General features: G+C 59.1%; 18 protein-coding genes and 1 tRNA gene. 14 read left to right on the forward strand and 5 right to left on the reverse strand.

The window, feature by feature from the left end; translation table 11 throughout:
• Positions 1 to 19: 19 nt before the first annotated feature.
• Complete coding sequence (glpK, locus tag AC1ROR_RS12965) at positions 20 to 1,519, forward strand: glycerol kinase GlpK (protein WP_498589637.1); 1,500 nt, start codon at positions 20 to 22, stop codon at positions 1,517 to 1,519.
• A gap of 6 nt (positions 1,520 to 1,525) precedes the next feature.
• Here the strand turns inward: glpK and AC1ROR_RS12970 are convergent, their stop codons facing one another.
• Positions 1,526 to 2,386: a LysR substrate-binding domain-containing protein gene (locus tag AC1ROR_RS12970; RefSeq protein WP_035225152.1), complete on the reverse strand. Its 861-nt coding sequence runs from the start codon at positions 2,384 to 2,386 to the stop codon at positions 1,526 to 1,528.
• A 99-nt stretch (positions 2,387 to 2,485) separates the two neighbouring features.
• Here AC1ROR_RS12970 and AC1ROR_RS12975 point away from each other — a divergent pair, with 99 nt between their 5' ends.
• Positions 2,486 to 3,505 (forward strand): bile acid:sodium symporter family protein, encoded by a 1,020-nt coding sequence (locus tag AC1ROR_RS12975; protein WP_035225265.1) that lies wholly within the window; start codon positions 2,486 to 2,488, stop codon positions 3,503 to 3,505.
• A gap of 65 nt (positions 3,506 to 3,570) precedes the next feature.
• Here the strand turns inward: AC1ROR_RS12975 and hspL are convergent, their stop codons facing one another.
• Positions 3,571 to 4,053, reverse strand: a complete 483-nt coding sequence (gene hspL / locus AC1ROR_RS12980) for a heat shock protein HspL (protein ID WP_035225150.1) — start codon at positions 4,051 to 4,053, stop codon at positions 3,571 to 3,573.
• A 389-nt stretch (positions 4,054 to 4,442) separates the two neighbouring features.
• Here hspL and AC1ROR_RS12985 point away from each other — a divergent pair, with 389 nt between their 5' ends.
• A complete protein-coding gene (locus AC1ROR_RS12985; protein ID WP_498589638.1) occupies positions 4,443 to 5,384 on the forward strand; it encodes an alpha/beta fold hydrolase in 942 nt (313 codons plus the stop codon).
• Between the two features lie 22 nt (positions 5,385 to 5,406).
• Here the strand turns inward: AC1ROR_RS12985 and hisN are convergent, their stop codons facing one another.
• Complete coding sequence (hisN, locus tag AC1ROR_RS12990) at positions 5,407 to 6,183, reverse strand: histidinol-phosphatase (protein ID WP_498589639.1); 777 nt, start codon at positions 6,181 to 6,183, stop codon at positions 5,407 to 5,409.
• 320 nt (positions 6,184 to 6,503) lie between these two features.
• On the reverse strand, positions 6,504 to 7,388 hold the full coding sequence (locus tag AC1ROR_RS12995) for an N-formylglutamate amidohydrolase (protein WP_498589640.1): 885 nt from the start codon (positions 7,386 to 7,388) through the stop codon (positions 6,504 to 6,506).
• A gap of 182 nt (positions 7,389 to 7,570) precedes the next feature.
• Here AC1ROR_RS12995 and cpdR point away from each other — a divergent pair, with 182 nt between their 5' ends.
• The 11 genes from cpdR to AC1ROR_RS13050 all read left to right on the forward strand — a co-directional run bounded on the left by cpdR (position 7,571) and on the right by AC1ROR_RS13050 (position 19,701).
• Positions 7,571 to 7,933 carry a cell cycle two-component system response regulator CpdR gene (gene cpdR / locus AC1ROR_RS13000; protein ID WP_003497910.1) on the forward strand — a complete coding sequence of 121 codons (363 nt, stop codon included), beginning with the start codon at positions 7,571 to 7,573 and terminating at the stop codon, positions 7,931 to 7,933.
• A gap of 81 nt (positions 7,934 to 8,014) precedes the next feature.
• A tRNA-Val gene (locus AC1ROR_RS13005) sits at positions 8,015 to 8,089 on the forward strand.
• A gap of 756 nt (positions 8,090 to 8,845) precedes the next feature.
• The gene (locus tag AC1ROR_RS13010; protein ID WP_035225119.1) at positions 8,846 to 9,859 is read left to right on the forward strand and encodes a substrate-binding domain-containing protein; all 1,014 of its coding nucleotides are present in this window, start codon (positions 8,846 to 8,848) and stop codon (positions 9,857 to 9,859) included.
• 69 nt (positions 9,860 to 9,928) lie between these two features.
• Positions 9,929 to 11,449 (forward strand): sugar ABC transporter ATP-binding protein, encoded by a 1,521-nt coding sequence (locus AC1ROR_RS13015; protein ID WP_498589641.1) that lies wholly within the window; start codon positions 9,929 to 9,931, stop codon positions 11,447 to 11,449.
• A 12-nt stretch (positions 11,450 to 11,461) separates the two neighbouring features.
• The gene (locus tag AC1ROR_RS13020; RefSeq protein WP_498589642.1) at positions 11,462 to 12,463 is read left to right on the forward strand and encodes an ABC transporter permease; all 1,002 of its coding nucleotides are present in this window, start codon (positions 11,462 to 11,464) and stop codon (positions 12,461 to 12,463) included.
• 41 nt (positions 12,464 to 12,504) lie between these two features.
• The gene (locus AC1ROR_RS13025) at positions 12,505 to 13,479 is read left to right on the forward strand and encodes a sugar-binding transcriptional regulator (RefSeq protein WP_498589643.1); all 975 of its coding nucleotides are present in this window, start codon (positions 12,505 to 12,507) and stop codon (positions 13,477 to 13,479) included.
• A complete protein-coding gene (locus tag AC1ROR_RS13030) occupies positions 13,476 to 14,474 on the forward strand; it encodes an aldo/keto reductase (RefSeq protein ID WP_498589644.1) in 999 nt (332 codons plus the stop codon). Before AC1ROR_RS13025 ends, AC1ROR_RS13030 begins: the two co-directional genes overlap by 4 nt.
• Positions 14,475 to 14,595: 121 nt before the next feature.
• A complete protein-coding gene (locus AC1ROR_RS13035; RefSeq protein WP_498589645.1) occupies positions 14,596 to 16,320 on the forward strand; it encodes a glycerol-3-phosphate dehydrogenase/oxidase in 1,725 nt (574 codons plus the stop codon).
• Between the two features lie 2 nt (positions 16,321 to 16,322).
• A complete protein-coding gene (locus AC1ROR_RS13040) occupies positions 16,323 to 17,165 on the forward strand; it encodes a class I fructose-bisphosphate aldolase (protein WP_498590035.1) in 843 nt (280 codons plus the stop codon).
• A complete protein-coding gene (locus AC1ROR_RS13045; protein WP_498589646.1) occupies positions 17,158 to 18,660 on the forward strand; it encodes an FGGY-family carbohydrate kinase in 1,503 nt (500 codons plus the stop codon). The genes AC1ROR_RS13040 and AC1ROR_RS13045 overlap by 8 nt, the downstream gene beginning before the upstream one ends.
• A gap of 135 nt (positions 18,661 to 18,795) precedes the next feature.
• A complete protein-coding gene (locus AC1ROR_RS13050) occupies positions 18,796 to 19,701 on the forward strand; it encodes a LysR substrate-binding domain-containing protein (RefSeq protein WP_065656638.1) in 906 nt (301 codons plus the stop codon).
• 63 nt (positions 19,702 to 19,764) lie between these two features.
• Here AC1ROR_RS13050 and AC1ROR_RS13055 read toward each other — a convergent pair whose 3' ends face one another.
• Entirely contained in the window at positions 19,765 to 20,457 is a 693-nt protein-coding gene (locus tag AC1ROR_RS13055) for an SDR family NAD(P)-dependent oxidoreductase (RefSeq protein WP_498589647.1), read from the reverse strand.
• Positions 20,458 to 20,460 lie beyond the last annotated feature (3 nt).

The following is a 20,460-nucleotide window of genomic DNA, read 5'->3' on the forward strand; positions in this document are numbered from 1 at the left end:
TTTGAAAGGGAGTGACATAATGGGCGGTTATATTCTGGCGATCGATCAGGGAACGACATCGACACGGTCGATGGTCTTTGATCGCGACATGCGGGTCATCGGTGTCGGACAGCGAGAATTTCCGCAGCATTTCCCGGCCTCCGGCTGGGTGGAACACGATGCAGAGGATATCTGGAAAAGCGTGCTCGAAACCATCCGGCTGGCGCTCGCCGATGCCGGCATCGCCGCTTCCGACATCGAAGCGATCGGCATCACCAACCAGCGTGAAACGACGGTGCTCTGGGACCGTAACACCGGCGAGGCCGTGCACCGGGCGGTGGTCTGGCAGGATCGCCGCGCTGCGCCCATTTGCGAAGATCTGAAACGACAGGGGCTGGAGCCGCTTTTTTCGAAAAAGACCGGCCTGCTGCTCGACCCGTATTTTTCCGGCACCAAGCTCAAATGGCTTCTGGATAGCGTCAGCGGCCTTCGCGAAAAAGCCGTGAAGGGCGAAATCTGCTTTGGCACGGTCGATAGTTTCCTGATCTATCGCCTCACCGGCGGTCGTCACCATGTGACCGACGCGACCAACGCCTCGCGAACGCTGATCTACAATATCGAAGACAATGCCTGGGATGACGAGCTGCTGTCCATCCTCGATATTCCTCGCGCCATGCTGCCGGAGGTGCTGGATTGCGCCGCCGATTTCGGCGTGACGGACAAGTCGCTTCTGGGCGCGGAAATCCCGATCCTCGGTGTGGCGGGCGACCAGCAGGCGGCCGTGATCGGTAATGCCTGCTTCGAACCGGGCATGATGAAATCGACCTACGGCACCGGCTGTTTTGCGCTTCTTAACACCGGCACCGACCGCGTAACTTCGACAAATCGGCTGCTCACGACAATTGCCTATCGTCTCGACGGGGTGACGACCTATGCGCTTGAAGGCTCCATCTTCATTGCGGGTGCGGCGGTGCAATGGCTGCGTGACGAGCTGGGCTTCATTTCGGTCGCCTCCGAAGTCAGCGCGCTTGCCGAAAAAGCCGATCCCAAGCAGCGGGTCTATCTGGTGCCGGCTTTCACCGGCCTCGGTGCGCCCTATTGGGATGCAGAGGCGCGGGGCGCGATTTTCGGCCTGACGCGCGGCACCGGACCTGCGGAATTCGCGCGTGCGGCGCTGGAAAGCGTTGCCTATCAGACTTTCGATCTGCTGGACGCCATGCGCAAGGACTGGGCGGGTGACAATGGCAAGACGGTGCTGAGGGTTGATGGCGGCATGGTCGCCTCCGACTGGACCATGCAGCGGTTGGCCGATGTTCTCGCCGCACCGGTGGACCGGCCTGTCTTTCTGGAAACCACCATTCTGGGTGCGGCATGGCTCGCTGCCTCACGCGCTGGTATCTGGCCAGATCGTGAAGCCTTCGCCGCCCATTGGAAACGCGACCGCCGTTTCAATCCCGATATGGATGAGGCTGAGCGGAAAAATGCCATCGCCGGCTGGCGGGATAGCGTCGGTCGCTGCCTGTCGCGGCGGGAAGGCTGACAGAATTTAAACGAAACTGCCCGGTGCGATGCTCTTGCTGGAAACGAGATCGGAAAGAGCGCGCACCAGTTTTGTGTCGGTGCCCTTGCTGGGCTGAAGCACGAATTCAACGTCTTCAAGCGCCGGAAGCACATCCGCCGCGATCTCCTTGAGACCGGCGGGCGCCATGCTGCGCGGTTGCACCAGAATACCCATGCCCGCCCTTGCGGCAGCGGTCAATCCACTGAGACTGCCGCAGGTACAGACGATGCGCCACGCAAGACCGGCCCGGTCGAGTGCTTCCTGCGCCGCCTTTCTGGTAATGCTCGGCGGCGGAAAGGCGATCAGCGGCAGGGCGTCGGGTTGGCTCAGCATCCGCTCCGGGTCGCGGGCCAGCCAGACCAGCGGTTCGCGGTAAAGAAAATGCCCAAGCTTGTCGCCGAGCCGGCGTTTGGCGAGCACGACGTCCAACTCGCCATTATCCTGCATCTGGTAAAGCACGCCGCTCAGCGAAACCGTCAATTCCAGATCTACCAAAGGATAAAGGCGGATGAATTCTTCCAGAATGGCCGTCAGCCGGCTGGCGACGAAATCCTCGGAAACGCCGAGCCTTAAGCGCCCGCGCAGGCGGTTCTCGCTGAACAGTGACGACACCTTGCTGTCGATTTCCAGCATGTTGCGGGCATAACCAAGCAGCGCCTCACCTTCACCGGTCAGCCTTACCTGATGGGTGCTGCGCGCGATCAGCCGGCGGCCAAGTGCGGCCTCAAGCCTTTGAATATGCTGGCTGACAGTGGATTGGCCAATGCCCAGCCGTTCAGCAGCCAGCGTGAAGCTGCCGGTTTGCTGAAGCATGACGAAGCTGGCAAGATGTTGAAGGTTCAGCATTTATCTGGAATCGCGATAACTGTTAATCTTTGCATCCGAATTCATGATGAGCGATAGTAACGCGCGTTTCAAGCAAAACCGATGCCGGAAAGACTTCCCATGACCCGCTTCCTGCCCGACCGCTTCACCATGATGCTGGTTGCCACCGTGATTTTGGCCTCGTTTCTGCCCATCAGCGGAGAGCCTGCGGACTATTTCGGGCTTGCGACGAAGCTGGCGATCGCATTGCTGTTCTTTCTGCACGGCGCCCGGCTTTCGCGGGATGTGGTGATTGCCGGTATCCTCCACTGGCGCCTGCATCTGGCGATCCTTCTTGTCACCTTCGGCCTTTTCCCGCTGCTGGGCGTGGCGATCGGTTTCATTCCCGAGAATATTCTGCCTGCGCCGCTCTATATGGGTGTGCTGTTTCTCTGCGTTCTGCCATCCACCGTGCAGTCTTCCATCGCTTTCACCTCCATGGCTGGAGGAAACGTGCCGGCTGCGATCTGTTCGGCTTCCGCATCGAATATTTTCGGCATGTTCCTGACCCCGCTGCTGGTCGGCCTGCTGTTTACGGTGGGCGGTCATGGCGGCGGATTCTCGCTGGATGCTTTCCTGCAGATCTTCCTGCAACTTCTGTTGCCGTTCATTGCCGGTCAAGTGCTGCAGCCATGGATCGGTGACTGGATCAGGGCGCGTAAGAAGTTGCTGTCCCCTGTCGATCGCGGCTCCATCCTGATGGTCGTCTATCTTGCCTTCTCGGATGCCGTGATCGAAGGCATCTGGCAGACGTTTTCCCTGCGCGATATTGGCGTGGTCATCGTCATCAACATAGTGCTTCTGGCGCTTGTTCTCTGTGTCACGATGTTCGGCAGCCGCGCGCTCGGCTTCGACAAGGCGGACGAAATCACCATCACTTTCTGCGGATCGAAGAAGAGCCTTGCCAGCGGCGTGCCCATGGCGGGTGCGATTTTCGCCGGCCAGAGCATTGGCGCAATCGTCCTGCCGATCATGCTTTTCCACCAGATCCAGCTGATGGTCTGCGCGGTGCTGGCCCAGCGGTATGCCCGAAAGGCCCATGAAAAAGCGGCCATATCGGAGGCGGCTGCTGCAGAAGGTGCGGTCGTCTCCACCCGCTGAAGGGTGAATTTTCATAAATAAAAACGGCCCCATGACGGGGCCGTTCGTTTGATATCCGGATCGGCTTAGTTGACCTGGGCCGGCGTGATCTGGGCTTCGATCGTCTTCGGCGCATCGGCGCTGTCGGACGAGATCGCGATGCGGCGCGGTTTCATGGCTTCCGGAATGTTGCGGACGAGATCGATGTGAAGCAGGCCGTTCTTTAAGGAAGCGGTCTGGACTTCGACGTGGTCGGCCAACTGGAAGCGACGTTCGAAAGCGCGTGTGGCGATGCCGCGATACAGGAACTCACCTTCGGATGATTTCTCATCTGCGGCCTTCTCGGCCTTCACCGTCAGCGTATTGGCGCGGGATTCGATGCTGAGTTCGGTTTCATCGAAACCGGCAACAGCCATGGTGATGCGATAGGTATTCTCGCCCGTCCGCTCGATATTATAGGGCGGATAGGACTGGGCTTGTTCGGGCTGTCCAAGGCCGTCGAGCATCGAGAAGAGACGGTCGAAACCGACGGTGGAGCGGTAAAGGGGGGAAAAATCGACGTGACGCATGGTGTCCTCCTTATGAAGCGACTGTTTGCGGTTAAGCCCGGCGTCCCGTTCTGGCGACGGCCGGACATATGGCGCGGTCCCGTTCTGGCGACCGCATGAATGAGATGGGAATGGCCCGTTGCCACGTCAAGGGGGTGCGGTGAGAGCAAAAACGCGAATGGCAAGATGAACCATGGCTGAACGTCGGGTTCCGGCATCGTTCAGTTTGAGAGCCATAAAACTTCAGTCATCGGAGACATTCTCCGTGGACAGAAGCAATAACGTCCCTTCTTCTTCTGTCTTACTGGCCGGAACCGCGACTGCTTTAACCGACGGTTCCGGCAATTTTTTCTTTGACCTTCGCTTGCCGCCGACCTATCCCCAGAGGGCAGAAAAGCCGGAAAAGACCGATGATCGAAGCCACATTGCGCGAAAGCGAAGACAACCCGGTTCCCGGCAACCATACCGTCGGTTATTTTACCGGCGATCGCGGCAAACAGCTTCGATATGCGATCTTCCGCGCCAGCCGGCACATTGCCCGTGGAACCGTCGTTCTGCTGCATGGCCGGAACGAATGTATCGAAAAATATTTCGAAACGGTCAACGATCTGACAGCCATGGGGTTCTGGGTCGCGACCTTTGACACGCGCGGGCAGGGCGGTTCCGAAAGGCTGCTGAAAAAACCGGGCGCCGGGCATGTGCGTCGGTTTTCCGACTATCAGCGGGATATCAGCCTTTTTCTCGAGCAGGTGGTCCTGCCCGATACGCGTCTGCCATTCTTCATGATCGCCCATTCCACCGGCGCGCTTGCAGCACTTGCCGCCGCACCCCGTCTGTCGAACCGGATCGATCGCCTGGCGCTTTGTTCGCCATTCATCGAGCTGGACAGTCAGCAATCCGTTCCGTCGTCTGTCATCCGGCTGGTTTCGACGGTCCTAAGTCTCGTCGGCCTTGGAAGGGTTCAGCTCGGTAAGGACCAGCGCGAACGGGATTTCGACGGTAACCCGCTGACTTCCGACGCCAGACGTTTTGCCAGGAATCTTTCGCTGCATCGGCAATTTCCGGAATTGTTCATTGGTGCGCCAACGGCGCGTTGGGTCTATGAAGCCTTGAAGGCCATGGCGCGGGTAACCCGCCAGGACCACCTGACAAACATAACCATCCCGACCCTTATTCTCGCGCCGATGCTGGATACGATCACGCCCTATAAGGCGCAGGAGGAACTTTCGCGCAACTTCCGGGCGGCGCAGCTTCTTCCCATAACCGGCGCGCGCCACGAATTGCTGCATGAGCGCGATGTTTTCCGTAAACAGGCGCTGGCGGCCATCGACGCCTTTTTTGCGCCGGAATAAATGGCCGCCGAAACGAAACGGTTTATAGTTTCGAGAGAATGGCGAGTGCCTGTTCGTGCACGGCGTTGGAGCCGGCGGCCAGAATGCGGCCGCCATTTTCCGGACGCCCGCCATCCCAGGTGGTCATGATGCCGCCAGCCTGTTCGACCACCGGAATGAGCGCGCCGACATCATAGGGCTTCAGGCCGGACTCGATCACCAGATCGACATGGCCGGCCGCGAGCAGGCAATAGGCGTAACAATCCACGCCATAACGGAAGAGGCGGACTTGTTCCTCCACCTTTTCATAAAATGGCTTTTCTTCTGCGGTGAAGATATGGGGCGTGGTGGTGAACAGCACCGCATCCGACAGCGAAGTGCATTCGCGCGTGCGGATCCTGCGCTCGCCATCGGGGCCGAAATACCAGGCCGCTTGACCATCGGCAAAATAACGTTCTTTCGTGAAGGGCTGGTCCATAACGCCCATCGTGGCGCGGCCGGCCGACTGGAAGCCGATCAGCGTGCCCCAGACCGGCACGCCGGAAATGAAGGCGCGTGTGCCGTCGATGGGGTCAATGACCCAGATATGCTCGCGGTCGAGACCAACATTGCCATGTTCTTCACCAAGAATGCCATGCTGCGGAAAGTGCGCCTCGATCAGGGCGCGAATGGCGCTTTCGGCGGCCTGATCGCCTTCCGTTACCGGATCATAGCCGCCATCCTGCTTGTTGGTGACGGCAATGCCCGTGCGGAAGCGGGGAAGCGTTTCAGCACTGGCTGCATCGGCAAGTTTGAAGAAGAAATCCCGGTCGGGCAGCATATGGAACCTCATTGCCTGAATCATTGGGGCCTGGACTGTATGGCAAGATGCATAGACTGGAATCACATCCGCCGTCCACTCGTACGGTTGCCGGAGTAGAGGTTTCCATATTTTCGGCATGCGCCTAAAAAATATGCATAAAATAAATTGATTGACAATTGTGCATTCAATGCATAACGTCAAGCTACAGTCTTTGACTGTAAATACCCTCCTTGGGTGTTTCCTCCCTAGACTTGACCGCGCCAAGGCGCGGTTTTTTTTGCCCGGCGCGCGGCCAGGAAATCTGGAATAAGCGTATGAACTATCGGGGTAATTCGGCGTTATTCGGCGGCGAGCGAGGTCTCGATCGCATAATCCGAAACGAAGACGCCAAGCTGGCGCATGAAGATTTCAAGCGATGCCTGAATGGCTGGAAAATCGGCTTTCTTCGAAAGCGTCTTTTCATCGACATAAAGCGCCCGATTGACCTCGATCTGCAAAGCGTGGAGGGAGCGGATCGGCCGCCCGTAATGTTCGGTGATGAAGCCGCCGGCATAGGGCTTGTTGCAGACCGCAACGAAGCCCAGCTCCTCGAGAAAATGCAGGGCGGCGCGGGAGACTTCCTGGGAAGCGCTGGTGCCGTAACGGTCGCCGATAATCACGTCCGGCCGCAGGTTCGAGCCCGCGACGCGGATATTGCCCGGCATGGAATGGCAATCGATCAGGACCGCCATGCCGAAATTGGCGTGGGTGCGGGAGAGAAGCCTGCGCAGGCAGGCATGGTAGGGTTTGTAGATCGTCTCGATACGCGCCAGCGCCTCATCCACCGGCAGGCGGTGGGCATAGATGTCCATGTTCTCGGCGACGATGCGTGGCACCGTTCCGAGGCCGCCGGCCACTCGCATGGAACCTATATTGGCATAGGGCGGCAGGGTGCCTTCGAACATGCGCGGATCAAGCTCGTAGGGCTCGCGATTAACGTCGAGATAGGCGCGGGGAAAATTCGCCTTCAAAAGCGGCGCGCCGATTTCGGGCGCTGCGGCGAACAGCTCGTCGACGAAGTGATCTTCCGAGCGCCGGATTTCGTGCGAATCAAGCCGTGCTGATTCCAGAAAGGAGATGGGGTAACAGCGGCCGCTATGGGGTGAATTATAGACGAATGGCAGGGTTTGAACGGCAGGTTCCGTTACTTCGAACAGCTCATATTCACCCGTTACCCAGTCCATTCAGACCCATTTACCATGTCGCAAACAATCAGGATGATCATGTTGCCAGTTACAGTGCGGCAAGTCCATACTATCGCCCATATAGCGCTATACCGATTCTCGTCTTCACAGGATATTTACCGTGAAAATCCTATAATCGGGCTAGGGTATTCCAAACATTGAGCAGTTACGGTCACTTAACGATGAATCAGAAAATTCTTCTTGCTGAAGACGACAACGATATGCGCCGCTTTCTCGTCAAGGCGCTGGAAAAAGCCGGTTATAAGGTTTCTTCCTTCGACAATGGCGCCAGCGCCTACGACCGGCTTCGCGAGGAGCCCTTTTCGCTGTTGCTGACCGATATCGTCATGCCTGAAATGGATGGTATCGAACTTGCCCGTCGTGCGACCGAACTCGATCCCGACCTGAAAGTCATGTTCATCACCGGCTTTGCGGCCGTCGCCTTGAACGCCGATTCGAAGGCTCCGAAGGACGCCAAGGTGCTTTCCAAGCCTTTCCATCTGCGCGATCTGGTGGATGAGGTGAACAAACTCCTTGTGGCGTAAGGGGTCTCAAAAAACCTTCACAAAACCGAAAAAAAGCAGTTGACGCATGAACCGGTTTTGTGGTCTATCCGCCGCCACGGAGGGCGTGTAGCTCAGCGGGAGAGCACTACGTTGACATCGTAGGGGTCACAGGTTCAATCCCTGTCACGCCCACCATCCGAATTCCTTATGTATCAAGGCCTTGCGATAAATCGCAGGGCCTTTTTGCGTAGTGGTATCTAGGTTCATTGAACCTGCCAGGTTTCCAGGACGGGCACTTGTCAGTATGAAACCCTCATGCTTTAAACGTGCTGTCGCTTAACGAGGGGTGCAATAGCAACCCGTTTGGAGCCTAGAACTACGGGCTGGTTTTCTGCTTGCAGTCTTTACTGGGGGTGGATGTGAAGCTGAGATACAATATCAACCTTCTGGAGGATGGTTCCGTCGTCACTCGGGACGGGGAATTTCTCGGAACGTATCATCTTGATGCGGAGGATCACCCATGGTTCACGCCTGATGGGGAGACAGCTCCGATCATTTTCGGCCCCTTCATACCTCTGTTTTGCAAAGAAATTGAAAACTGGCACAGAGCGAAAATGGGATTGCCTTCTATTCCGGCAACATACCTTTAATTAGGCCTCACCCGCCCGGCGAAGCTTTTTCGCGCTCCATGCGGTCTTCCGCTGGTGCAAACCGGACAACCGTTGTGTGCGAGAACACCCTGCATATTCGACGCGTGAATCTACGAGTCACAGTTTATCTTGCCGGCGGTCCCGTACACTTTCTCACATTGCTCGCAATAAATTTCACCATCAAAAATAAAATTCACACGCATTGACGAGTGTTCGGTTTCCAGATATCTCAAGTCACATGCAATAAATTACACCACTCAAAATTTATTGCGGATTAAGTCATTGTCCTTGGGAGGGGAATATGTTGGCTTTTCTGAAATCGACCGTTGCTGCGGGTGTTTTTGCCGTGGCGATTTCTGCTGCTGCCGGTTCTTCGGCCGCTGCTGCGGGCAAATTCGCCTGCGAGCCGGGTGAGACCTATGTGATGAACGTCATGGTTTCCAGCCATCCCTATTGGGTGCCGGTCTTTGAGGGATTCAAGCAGGCTGCGAAGGCGCTGGGCTGCGAGGCGGTTTTCACCGGCACGCCTGAATATGACATCACGAAGCAGATCGCCTCCTTCGAGCAGGAGCTGGTGAAAAAGCCGAAGGGCATTCTGCTGCATCCGATGCAGGCCGATCCCTTTATCGAGCCAATCAACAAGGCGATCGGTTCTGGCGTATCGGTGACGACTTTCGCGGCGGATTCGCCGAAGTCGAAGCGCACCGCCTATATTACCTCGGACAATGTCGCCGAGGCGAAATTTGCGGCTGACGAAATCGTCAAGAAGCTCGGCGAAAAAGGTGAATATGCCGTTCTGGAAAATCCGGGACAAAGCAATCACGATCTGCGCGTCACGGCCCTCATCGACTATATGGGCCGCACCTATCCGCAGATGAAGCTGGTCGGCCGCCAGGCAACCAATCAGGATTCGAACCTCGCCTATCAGGCGGTCGGCGCCCTGTTGCAGGCCAATCCCAATCTGGGCGCTCTGTGGATTCCTGAGGCCGGTTCGGCCGAAGGTGCGACGGCGGCCGTCCTTGAGGCGAAGAAGAAGGTCCTGATCCTGCATGCGGATATCACCCCGGCCACGCTGGAGCACATCAAGCAGGGCAATATCTACATGTCCATCAATCCCAATCAGGGCGTTCAGGGCTTCATGGGTTTCATGAACACCTTTCTGGGTGCCCATTCGGACCTGATCGACCCGTTCAACGACTACAAGGTGTCCGGTTTCAACCCGATGCAGGTTCCGTCGATGGACAATGGTTTCGCCGTGATCACCAAGGCGAACGCCGCTTCCTTTGATCTCAACAACTATATGAAGGGGCGCTGACGCGCCGCCCTGAAACCGGCGAGGTTTAAGCCTCGCCGGCCAAAGGGGAAGCAGCTTCGGGAGGGCGTTATGGGCGAGGTCATCCTCAACATGACGAATATTCATAAGGCGTTCGGCCCCGTGCGGGCGTTGCGCAGTGCTGCACTTGAGCTGCGGCGCGGCGAGATCCATGCGCTGGCCGGTGAAAACGGCGCCGGCAAGTCGACGCTGATGCATATTATCGATGGTATTCTGCAGCCTGACGGTGGCGAAATCCTGTTGGACGGCAAACCGGTGCGGATAGCCTCACCCAATGCGGCGAACCGTCTTGGCATCGGTTTCGTGCATCAGGAGATTGCGCTCTGCCCGGAGATTTCGGTTGCTGAAAACATGTTCATGTCGGAGACCGGCCAAAGCCGTTCCTGGTTCATGAACTATCGTGACCTTGCCAGGCGGGCGGCAATCATCCTCAAGGAAATCGGCGACATCGACCCTGCCAGCCGCGCCGGCGATCTGTCGATTTCGCAACAGCAGATCGTCGAAATCGCCAAGGCGCTGACGCTGGATTGCCGTATCCTGATCCTCGATGAGCCAACGGCGGCCCTGACCGAGACCGAGGCCCAGACCCTTTTCAGGATCATGCACCGGCTGGCGGAACGCGGGATTGCGATCATCTATATTTCGCACCGGATGGCGGAAATTTTCGAACATTGCGACCGCATTACGGTGATGCGCGACGGTTGCCACATCAAGACGGCGAATATCGCAGAGATTTCCCCGGAGGAGGTCGTCAACAGCATGGTGGGGCGTGTTCTCGACAAGCTCTATCCGCCCAAGCTCGCGGAAAACGAAAAATCAGACGAGGTCATTCTTTCGGTTCGGGGCTTGAATGAAGGAAAGCGTGTTTTCGATGTCGATTTCGAACTGCGTCGGGGCGAAATCCTGGGGCTTGCCGGCCTCATCGGTGCAGGCCGAAGCGAGATTGCCCGGGCGGTCTGCCGGCTGGAGGGAAAACCGAAAGGCGAGGTTGCGCTGCGGGGGCGACCGCTGAAGCTGAGAGACTATCGTGACAGCATTCGCGAGGGGCTCGTCTATCTCTCCGAGGATCGCAAGGGCGACGGCTTGTTCCTCAATATGTCCATCGCCGCGAATGTCTCCGCACTCGATATCGGCAGGATATCGAACGGCATGGGTTTCATTGAGCGGCGCAAGGAGATGAAGCGTGCCGATGAACTGGGACGGCGGCTGAAATTGCGGGCGAACAGCGTTGGCGACGCGGTATCGACCCTGAGCGGTGGCAACCAGCAGAAGGTGGCGCTCGCCAAGATGCTGTCGGTGGAACCCGAGGTCATCTTTCTGGACGAGCCGACACGCGGTGTGGATGTGGGCGCAAAGGCCGAAATCCACCGGCAGATCCGGGAACTCGCGCGTGAGGGCGTGGGCGTGGTCGTCATATCCTCGGAACTGCCCGAACTCATCGGCGTCAGCGACCGCGTGCTGGTCGTGCGCGAGGGGCGCATCACCGGTGAGGTGGAGGGTGAGGACATGACGGAAGAAAAGATCATGCAGCTTGCATCGATCAATATTGCAGAGAGCCCTGTCGGGGCCTGAGGGAGCGGGAAAATGGCAACATCGGAAACACCTTCGGGCATAGCTGAAACGGCGGTTCGCCGTACCGGCTGGTGGGAACCCGCGCTCAAGGCGCGGGAAACCGGGCTCATCGTCATCATCCTCGCGCTTTTTGCAGTGATGTCGTTCATATCGCCGTATTTTCTGACCGTGGACAATCTGCGGGCCATGGCCATGGTCTTCGCTATCGAAAGCATCGTCGTGGTGGGCATGACGATCCTGCTGATCTCGGGCGGCATCGATCTTTCCGTCGGCTCCGTCACGGCGCTTGCCATGGTGGCGGCTGGCTGGCTTTTCCTCAACGGTGTCGATCCCTGGGTCGCGGCTGGGCTGGCGATCTGCCTGACGACATTGGTGGGCATGGCCATGGGATTTCTGACAACAGTTGTCGGCCTGCATCATTTCATCGTGTCGCTTGGCGTCATGGTGATTGCGCGCGGCGTTTGCCTGCTGGCAACGGGCGGCCGCCCGCTCGGCCTCTACTCGCTGCCGCCGGAATTCAAGTTCATCGGCCAGGGCGCGCTTGGCGGCATTCCGCTGGTGCTGATCATATTCGCGGTGGTTGTCGTTTCCTTCGATCTGCTGCTGCGCCGCGCGACGGCTTTCCGCAAGGTGTTCTATACCGGCAGCAATCCGAAGGCCGCGGCCTATTCCGGCATTCGCGTCGGCCGGGTCGTCTTTGCCACCACCACGCTTTGTTCGATGCTGGCAGGCGTTGCGGGCGTCATATACATGGCGCGCTTCGGCTCTGCCCAGCCGAGCTTCGGCATCGGCATGGAGCTTAACGTGATTGCGGCTGCGGTTATCGGCGGCGCCAGCCTCTCGGGCGGTTCAGGCACCATTTTGGGCGCGATCCTTGGTGCGATCCTTCTTTCGGTCGTTTCCAGTTCGCTTGCCTTGCTCAATGTGTCTGTCTACTGGCAGGACATCATCAGGGGAAGCATATTGCTGACTGCGGTTCTGTTCGACCACTATCTGGTCAAGCGTCGCCGCTGAACGCCCGTTGAGTGGCGATGGGTAACTGGAGAAAGACGATCATGCTGGACATCAAGGACGATTTCGATCAGCAGCGGCAGATATATTCCGTCCTGGTGCTGCATTTCATCGAGGGTGTGAAGCAGTCGGAAATCGCCGAGCGGCTCAATCTTTCCCATACCAAGGTCAACCGCATGATTGCGGCCGGCCGCAAGGCGGGCATGGTGAAGATCACCATCGCCAGCCCCTATCAGCGGCTGGTGGACCTTGAAAACGAGATCACCCACCGTTTCGGCCTCAGGCAGTCGGTGGTGACTCCGACGGTCTCCGATAATCCGGAGACCGCCTTGCAGATGGTGGGTCGGGTTGCCGCCAACCACTTGCTGGAAACCATCCGCGACGGCGATGTGATCGCGATTACCGGCGGCAAGGCGGTGAGTGCTGTCGTCGACAATCTGGAGGCGGAGCGCCGTTTCGATGTGCGGGTGGTGCCGCTGACCGGCGGTGTGCAGGGCAAGCACTATACGGATGTCAATCATCTCGCCACGCAACTGGCGGAAAAGCTGGGCGGCAGCGCATCGCTCGTTCATGCGCCATTGTTTGCCGAGGACGAGGAACAGCGTGATCTGCTGATGAATGTCGCATCGATCCGCGAGGTGTTCGACCTGGCGCGGCAGGCGCAGGTGGCGCTGGTCGGCATCGGTTCGGTGGAAGCGCCCGGTTCCGGCTATTACGATCTTCTGCCGGATGCGGCCCGTGGCGGGCAGGCGCTGGTGGATGCGGGTATTGCCGGTGAGTTTCTTGCCCATCTCACCATGGCGGACGGGCAACTGGCGCGTATCGATCTCAATTCGCGCGTGGTGGCGCTGGACCCCGGGCAGCTCGCCCGGTGCCCGAATATCATCGGCGTGGCGGCAGGCGCCATCAAGGCCGGGCCGGTGGCGGCCACGCTTGCCGGCCGCTATCTGACCTCGCTCGTCGTGGACGAGGCGATCGCCGGCTATTTACTGGATCAGGAAGAAGGGGAAACTTCGTGACGGACAATGCAATATTGACCCGGACAATCGGCGGCAGCGGCATTGGCGCATCCGCCGTGGGGCTGGGCACCTGGGCCATCGGCGGCTGGATGTGGGGCGGCACCGACGAGCGGCAATCCATCGCCGCCATTCAGGCCTCGATTGACGCTGGCATTTCCCTGATCGACACCGCGCCGGCCTATGGCATGGGGCTTGCTGAAACCATTGTCGGCAAGGCGATTGCCGGCAGGCGCGACAAGGTGGTGCTGGTCACCAAATGCGGCCTCGTCTGGCACGTGAACGAGGGTGCTTATTTCTTCCATCAGGATGGCAAACCCGTTCACCGTTATCTCGGCCCTGCCTCTATCCGTTATGAGGTCGAAGAAAGCCTGAAACGGCTCGGAACCGACTATATCGATCACTACGTGACCCATTGGCAGGATGCCACGACGCCGATTGCCGAAACGGTCGGAGCTTTGATGCGGCTGAAGGAGGAGGGGAAAATCCGCTCCATCGGGGCAAGCAATGTCTCGCCCGGCGATCTTGAGGCCTATATTGCCACCGGCGCGCTTGATGCCATTCAGGAAGAATATTCCATGGTGAAGCGGGATATCGAGACGACCCTGCTGCCGCTTTGCCGAAGGAATGCTGTCTCGGTTTTGAGCTATTCGTCCCTCGCGCTTGGTCTCCTGTCAGGCAAGGTTGGGCCTGAGCGGGTTTTTGCGGAGGATGACCAGCGCCACGGCAATCCGCGCTTCAGCCAGGCGAACCGCGAGAAGATCTCGCGGCTGATGCGGTCGCTGCAACCCGTGGCCGAGGCGCATGCGGCGTCGATAGCGCAGGTGGTGATTGCCTGGACGATTGCCCAGCCCGGCATCACCTTCTCGCTGTGTGGTGCGCGCGATCCGGCTCAGGCGGTTGAAAACGCCGCTGCGGCACGCCTGCGACTTACTGAGGGTGAACTGGCTCTCATCAGCGCCGGTGTCGCCGAGCATCTTGTCGGGCTCGATACTTAAATAATGTCGCTGAGACGGGGCCTCGCGAAGACAACATAATTTTTCGCCTCCCGTCTCTCCTGTCGCTTTAAACGGTCAACAACATTGGGACGCTGGTCACCAGCCGGCGAACGGTATTTCTATGCCCAGTTTTCGCGAGGACGCTCTGCGCCGTATCCGGCTCGACGGTGATTTCGACGCCGTCGTCATCGGCGGCGGCATCAACGGAATTGCCGCCTATCGTGATCTTGCCTTGCAGGGGCTGCGGGTGCTGCTGGTCGAGCGTAATGATTTCTCCTCCGGTTGCAGTGCTGCGCCCTCGCGCATGATCCATGGCGGCCTGCGTTATCTCGAAAACGGTGAATTCGGCCTCGTTGCGGAATCACTGCGGGAGCGAGATGCACTTCTGAGGCTTGCGCCGCATATGGTTCATCCGCTGCCGACGACAATTCCGATTTTTTCGACTTTCAGCGGCCTGTTCAACGCGGCGGCAACCTTTGCCGGCTCCGGCGGAAAACCCGCCAGCCGGGGGGCGCTCGCCATCAAGGCGGGCCTCATGCTCTATGACTTCGTTACCCGCAAAAACCGCATCTTGCCCCGCCATGAGTTTCGCAGCGCGGGCAAGACGCTGGAGCGTTGGCCGGGTCTGACCCCGGGGATCAGATATTCGGCAACTTATTACGATGCCTGGATCAGCCAGCCCGAACGGCTTGCGCTGGAGCTTCTGATCGACACTTGTGCCGATGCGCCACAAAGTATTGCGCTAAACTATGCCGAGCTTGTCCGTCTCGATGGTGAATATCGACTTCGGACTGAGGGAATGGACGAAACCCTGTCGATCCGGCCAAGGGTCATCGTCAATGCGACCGGCGCCTGGATCGATGAGACGATTGGTGCGCTTGCCGCCGCCCCGGCGGCGGAGAAGGCAAAACCGACCGTTTCCGGAACCAAGGGATCGCATCTGATCATTGCCAACGAGGCGCTTCTCAAGGCCCTGAATGGCCATATGATCTTTTTCGAGAATGCCGACAACCGCGTCTGTATCCTTTTTCCCTATCTTGGCCGGGTTCTGGCGGGCTCCACCGACATAAAGGTGGAGCGTCCTGAGCGGGTGCGGTGCGAGCCCGAGGAGCGGGATTACATTCTCGAGGCGATCCGTCAGGTCTTTCCGCAGATTGCCATTACCCATTCCGACATCGTCTTCAGTTTCAGCGGCATACGCCCGCTGCCGCGCAGCGATGCCGCCTTTACCGGAAGAATTTCCCGCAGCCATTTCGTCCACCGCGTTGCGGGCGATCCGCCGCAATTCTGCATGATCGGCGGCAAGTGGACGACCTTCAGGGCCTTTGGCGAACAGGTGACCGACGATGTTCTGGCCTTTCTCGGATGCAAGCGGCGGGCCGACACGATGGACCGCCCTATCGGCGGCGGCAGGAATTTCCCCACCGGTGCGGGACGCCTGCCGGCCCTGCTGGCGGAGGAGTTTTCAATCGGGAGGGATAGGGCCGAGCATCTGGCGTTGGCCTATGGTTCACGCGCACTCGAATTGATGGGCTTTTGCCGGGCCCGCCCGGATGACACGCCGTTTTGCGAAAATCTGCCAATCACGGCCGCCGAGGTGATCTGGTTGATCCGCTCCGAACATGTCCGGCACCTGACCGACCTCATCCTGCGACGCACGACGCTTGCCATCACCGGCGTCATTGATGCTGATCTGATCGATGCGATCCTGAATGTTGCGGCGCGCGAGCTGGGTTGGACGTCGAGCCAAGCGGCGACGGAACGGCAGCGGCTCATTGATGAGCTGGAAACCTTTTACGGCGTCACGCCGGCAATGCTTCAACACAGATGCAAGGAGAATGCATGATGATGCGGATTTCGAAAAAGGCGCGCATGAGCCGGCTGTTCCGCAATGGCGGATGCCTGGATGTGGCCATCGACCACGGGGTTTGCAACGAACCGAGCTTCCTCGTCGGGCTGGAAGATATGGCGCAAACCGTCGACAGGCTGGTGGAGGCCGGTCCCGACGCCATCCAGATGGTTTACGGCCAGGCGGATCTGCTGCAGCAGAGGCCGGAGCGGGACAAGCCGGCGCTCGTCATGCGCATCGACATGGGTAACCCTTACAATTCCACGCGCCACAGAACCATGTGGTCGCAGCTTCAGAACTATCACGATCCGATCATCGGTGCGCTGGAGATGGATGCCGCCTGCGTTGTCGTTAACCTGTTCATGCTGCCTGACGAGCCGGAGCTGTTTCGCCAATGCGTCGAAAACATCAGCCGCGTGCGGGCCGATTGCCATCGTTTCGGCATGCCGCTGATGATCGAGCCGCTGGTGATGCTGCCCAATGATGTGCGCGGCGGGTATCAGGTGGATGGCGATGCTGAAAAGATCGTCACGCTGGTGCGTCTTGCCTCGGAAATGGGAGCCGATATCATCAAGGCCGACCCGACCAGCAACCCGCATGATTTTCACCGCGTGATCGAGGCGGCGCGCTGCCCGGTGCTGGTGCGTGGCGGAGGGCGTGAGGACTTGCGCAACGTGCTGGCGAAATCGGCGGCTCTGATGGCCGAGGGCGCGAATGGAATGGTTTATGGACGCAACATCTATCAGCATGACAATCCGAAGGCCGTCGTTGCGGCCTTGATGGCCATCATCCATCAGGGTGCGGGCGGTGAGGAAGCATGGGATATCTATAATCGTGGCTGATAAAAATCACATATTGGGTCTGGATGTCGGCAATACGGTGATCAAGGCCGTGTTGTTCGACACGGCCGGCCGGCAGGTCGCGCAACACGCCATTGATGGCCATTCCAAATTTCCGCAGCCCGGCTATGTCGAGCGCGATCTTGAGGAATTATGGCGCAATGGATGCGAGGCGATCCGCGAGCTTCTGGCGAAATCCTCCGTCGATCCCGCAAGCATCCTTGCGGTCGGCTGCGCCGGCCATGGCAACGGTCTCTATCTTCTGGACAAGGGGCAGCAGCCTCTGATCGGCATCCAGTCGCTCGACAGCCGCGCCGCCGATGTGGCGGCCGAGCTTGACCGAAAAAGCGGAACGCAATTGCAGGCCCGTTGCCTGCAGCGGCCATGGCCTGCGCAAACGCCCAGCCTGCTGGCTTGGGTAAAACGACATGCGCCAGACATATATGCGCAGACTGGAACGGTCTTATTCTGCAAGGACTTCGTCAACTTCCGCCTGACGGGGTGCCTCGCGAATGATATTTCCGATCTCAGCGGTGCGGGGTTGCTCGCCTTCCCCGAAGCGAAGCTCGACCGGGAACTTCTGGCGCTCTACGGGCTTGACGATGCGGTCGATTTTTTCCCGCGCCTCGTGGAATCGGCGGATATCGTCGGCCATGTAACAGCTGAGGCTTCGGGTCTGACGGGGCTTTCTCAAGGCACGCCCGTTATCGGCGGTTTCTTCGATGTCGTCTCCAGTGCCATGGGGTCGGGTGTCATCAATGCCGGGGAGGCCTCCATCATCGCCGGCACCTGGAGCATCAATCAGGTTTTCGCGGATAAGCCGGTCATCAGCCCCGATGTCTTCATGGTCACGACCTTCGGCCGCAACCGCTATGTCAATATCGAATCCAGCGCCACGTCCGCAGCCAATCTCGAATGGTATGTGCATCGTGTTCGGGCCGACCACGGCGACCATGCCTTCGAGCGCTGCAACGAGCAGGTCGGTTCCGTCACGCCACGCGGCGACGATCCGTTCTTCCACCCGTTCATCTTCGGCTCGCGGCTGGGCGCGGAATTCCGTGGCGGATTTTACGGTCTCGCGGGCTGGCACGGCGAAGGCCATATGTTGAGAGCGCTGTTCGAGGGGGTATGTTTCGAACACCGTCGCCACATCGGCGTCCTGCGTGAAGCGGGTCTGCCCGTCGAGGGTGCCGTGATGTCCGGCGGCGGTTCCCGCAGTCAGCATTGGCCGCAGATCATGGCGGATGTTCTGGAAATTCCCCTGCGCGTCGCGGAGGCCCGCGAGACCGGTGCGCTTGGTGCGGCAATCGGTGCGGCCGTGGCGATCCGTCTTTATCCGGACTATGAGGAGGCAGTCGCGGCGATGACGCGTGTGGCCAATGCGTACCAGCCCGATGCGGGCCAGATCACGCATTACCGGCGGCGCTATGGCCTTTATACGCAGCTGACCGAACAGTTGCGCAGCTTCTGGAGCGACCTGCGTTTGCAGGAGCGATAGTCGCTGCGCCAGAAGGCCCCGTGGCGCGCATCAGCTGCGCCACGGCTGGAAGTCCGGGCGGGAAATGGAAGATGGACTTTGTCTGCAAATTGAGCATCTTATTCCTGCAAGCAGCAATGGGATGATCAACAGCAGATGGATATCAGGCGCCTGAAATCGTTTATCACGATTGTCGACATGGGTAGCATAACAAGAGCGGCCGATGTGCTGCATATTGCCCAGCCGGCGCTCAGCCAGCAGCTGGCGAGTATCGAGGAGCATTTCCGCCAGAAACTTTTGACCCGAAGCCAGCAGGGCGTTGTCATGACCGATGCCGGCAAGGTCGTCTATAGACATGCACAGGTCATTTTGCGGCAGATGGAGCAGGCGCAGGCGGAGGCGCTGGAAGCGGGCGCTGTGCTTTCCGGCAAGGTATCGGTGGGTCTTGCGCCCTTCAGCAGCGCCGCCACGCTTTCGCTGCGTCTGATGGAGGAAACCAAGCGACTTCATCCCGGCATTCTGCTGCACATCACGGAAAGCGTCAGCCAGCCCTATAGCCAGATGATCATGAACGGCCGTCTGGAAATGGGTTTGATCCATGGCGTCGGGCCGATCCGGGGTGTCAAGTTCACGCCGCTATTTCGTGAGGAATTCGTTCTGGTCGTACATCGCAGCTTCGGCGTGGAAGCGGGCGATGCGCCGATCACGGTCGCCGATCTGGCGTTTTTGCCCTTCCTTCTGCCGCCGACTTATAATTTCGTGCGCCGCGCCATCAATCTCGCCTTCACCCGCAGCCGCAAGGATCTGATCGTGATGGCGGAGCTGGAATCGGTAAGGACCATAGCGCGCGGCGTGGATGCCGGGCTTGGCGCGACCATAACGCCCAAGGCCATCGCTGACCGTATCGTGGCGGAATCCAATGAGGACATTGTCGTCAGGCAGATCGCCAGCCCGATGATCGAGGAAACGCTGTCCTTCTGCGTATCGGACAATACGCCGCTCTCCGAGCCGGCGCTTGCCGTGAAGGAAATATTGCTGCAACTGGCGGAGACCCTGAAATAAAAGGGTCAGGCCGGTTTTAAAGCCACGCGCAGCACCCTTTCCGGGTGCCGCGCGTGGAAAAGATCAAAGCATTGCTTCCTTGCGGCAGTTCACCAGCAATTCGGCCACCGAAAGGTTGTTTGGCAGGCGAAGCAGGGTTTCGACCATTTCGGCGAGATCGTCCGGCTGGGTCATATCCTCGCGGCTGACTTCCGTTTCGCCAACGGTCATATCGGTTGCGATATAGCCGGGGCAAAGCGCGGTAGCGCGCACGCCGCTGTCCCACAATTCCTGCCGGATGCCGTGGGTGAGGGCGACGACGGCGAATTTCGTCATCGCATAACCGACATTCGAGCCTACACGGCGCCCCGCCAGCGAGGCGACATTGATGACCCTGCCCTGTCCGGTCTTTATCAGATGGGGAATGGCGGCGCGTGTGACCCTCAGCGGACCCTTGACGTTGATACGCCACATCTGGTCGAGGCTTTCTTCACCCGCATCCATGACCCGGACTTTGGGGTTGATGCCGGCGCAATTCACCAGCCCGTCGATCCGGCCATATCTGGCGGCAACGGCCTCAACCCAGGCCTCCGCCGAGCCAGCCTCTTCCGCATCGTAGCGATCGGCCGAAAGCCGGTCCTTCACCGCAACGGCGGCCGGATTTCTCGCTCCCGCCGCGACGGTGAAACCGGCTTCGTGAAGCCTTTTGGCGATCGCAAGGCCAAGACCCCGCGATGCGCCGGAAACCATGATGACACGGCCACTTCCTCCCAACATGCT

The organism is Agrobacterium sp. GW821-FHT14E08 (genome assembly GCF_058803865.1).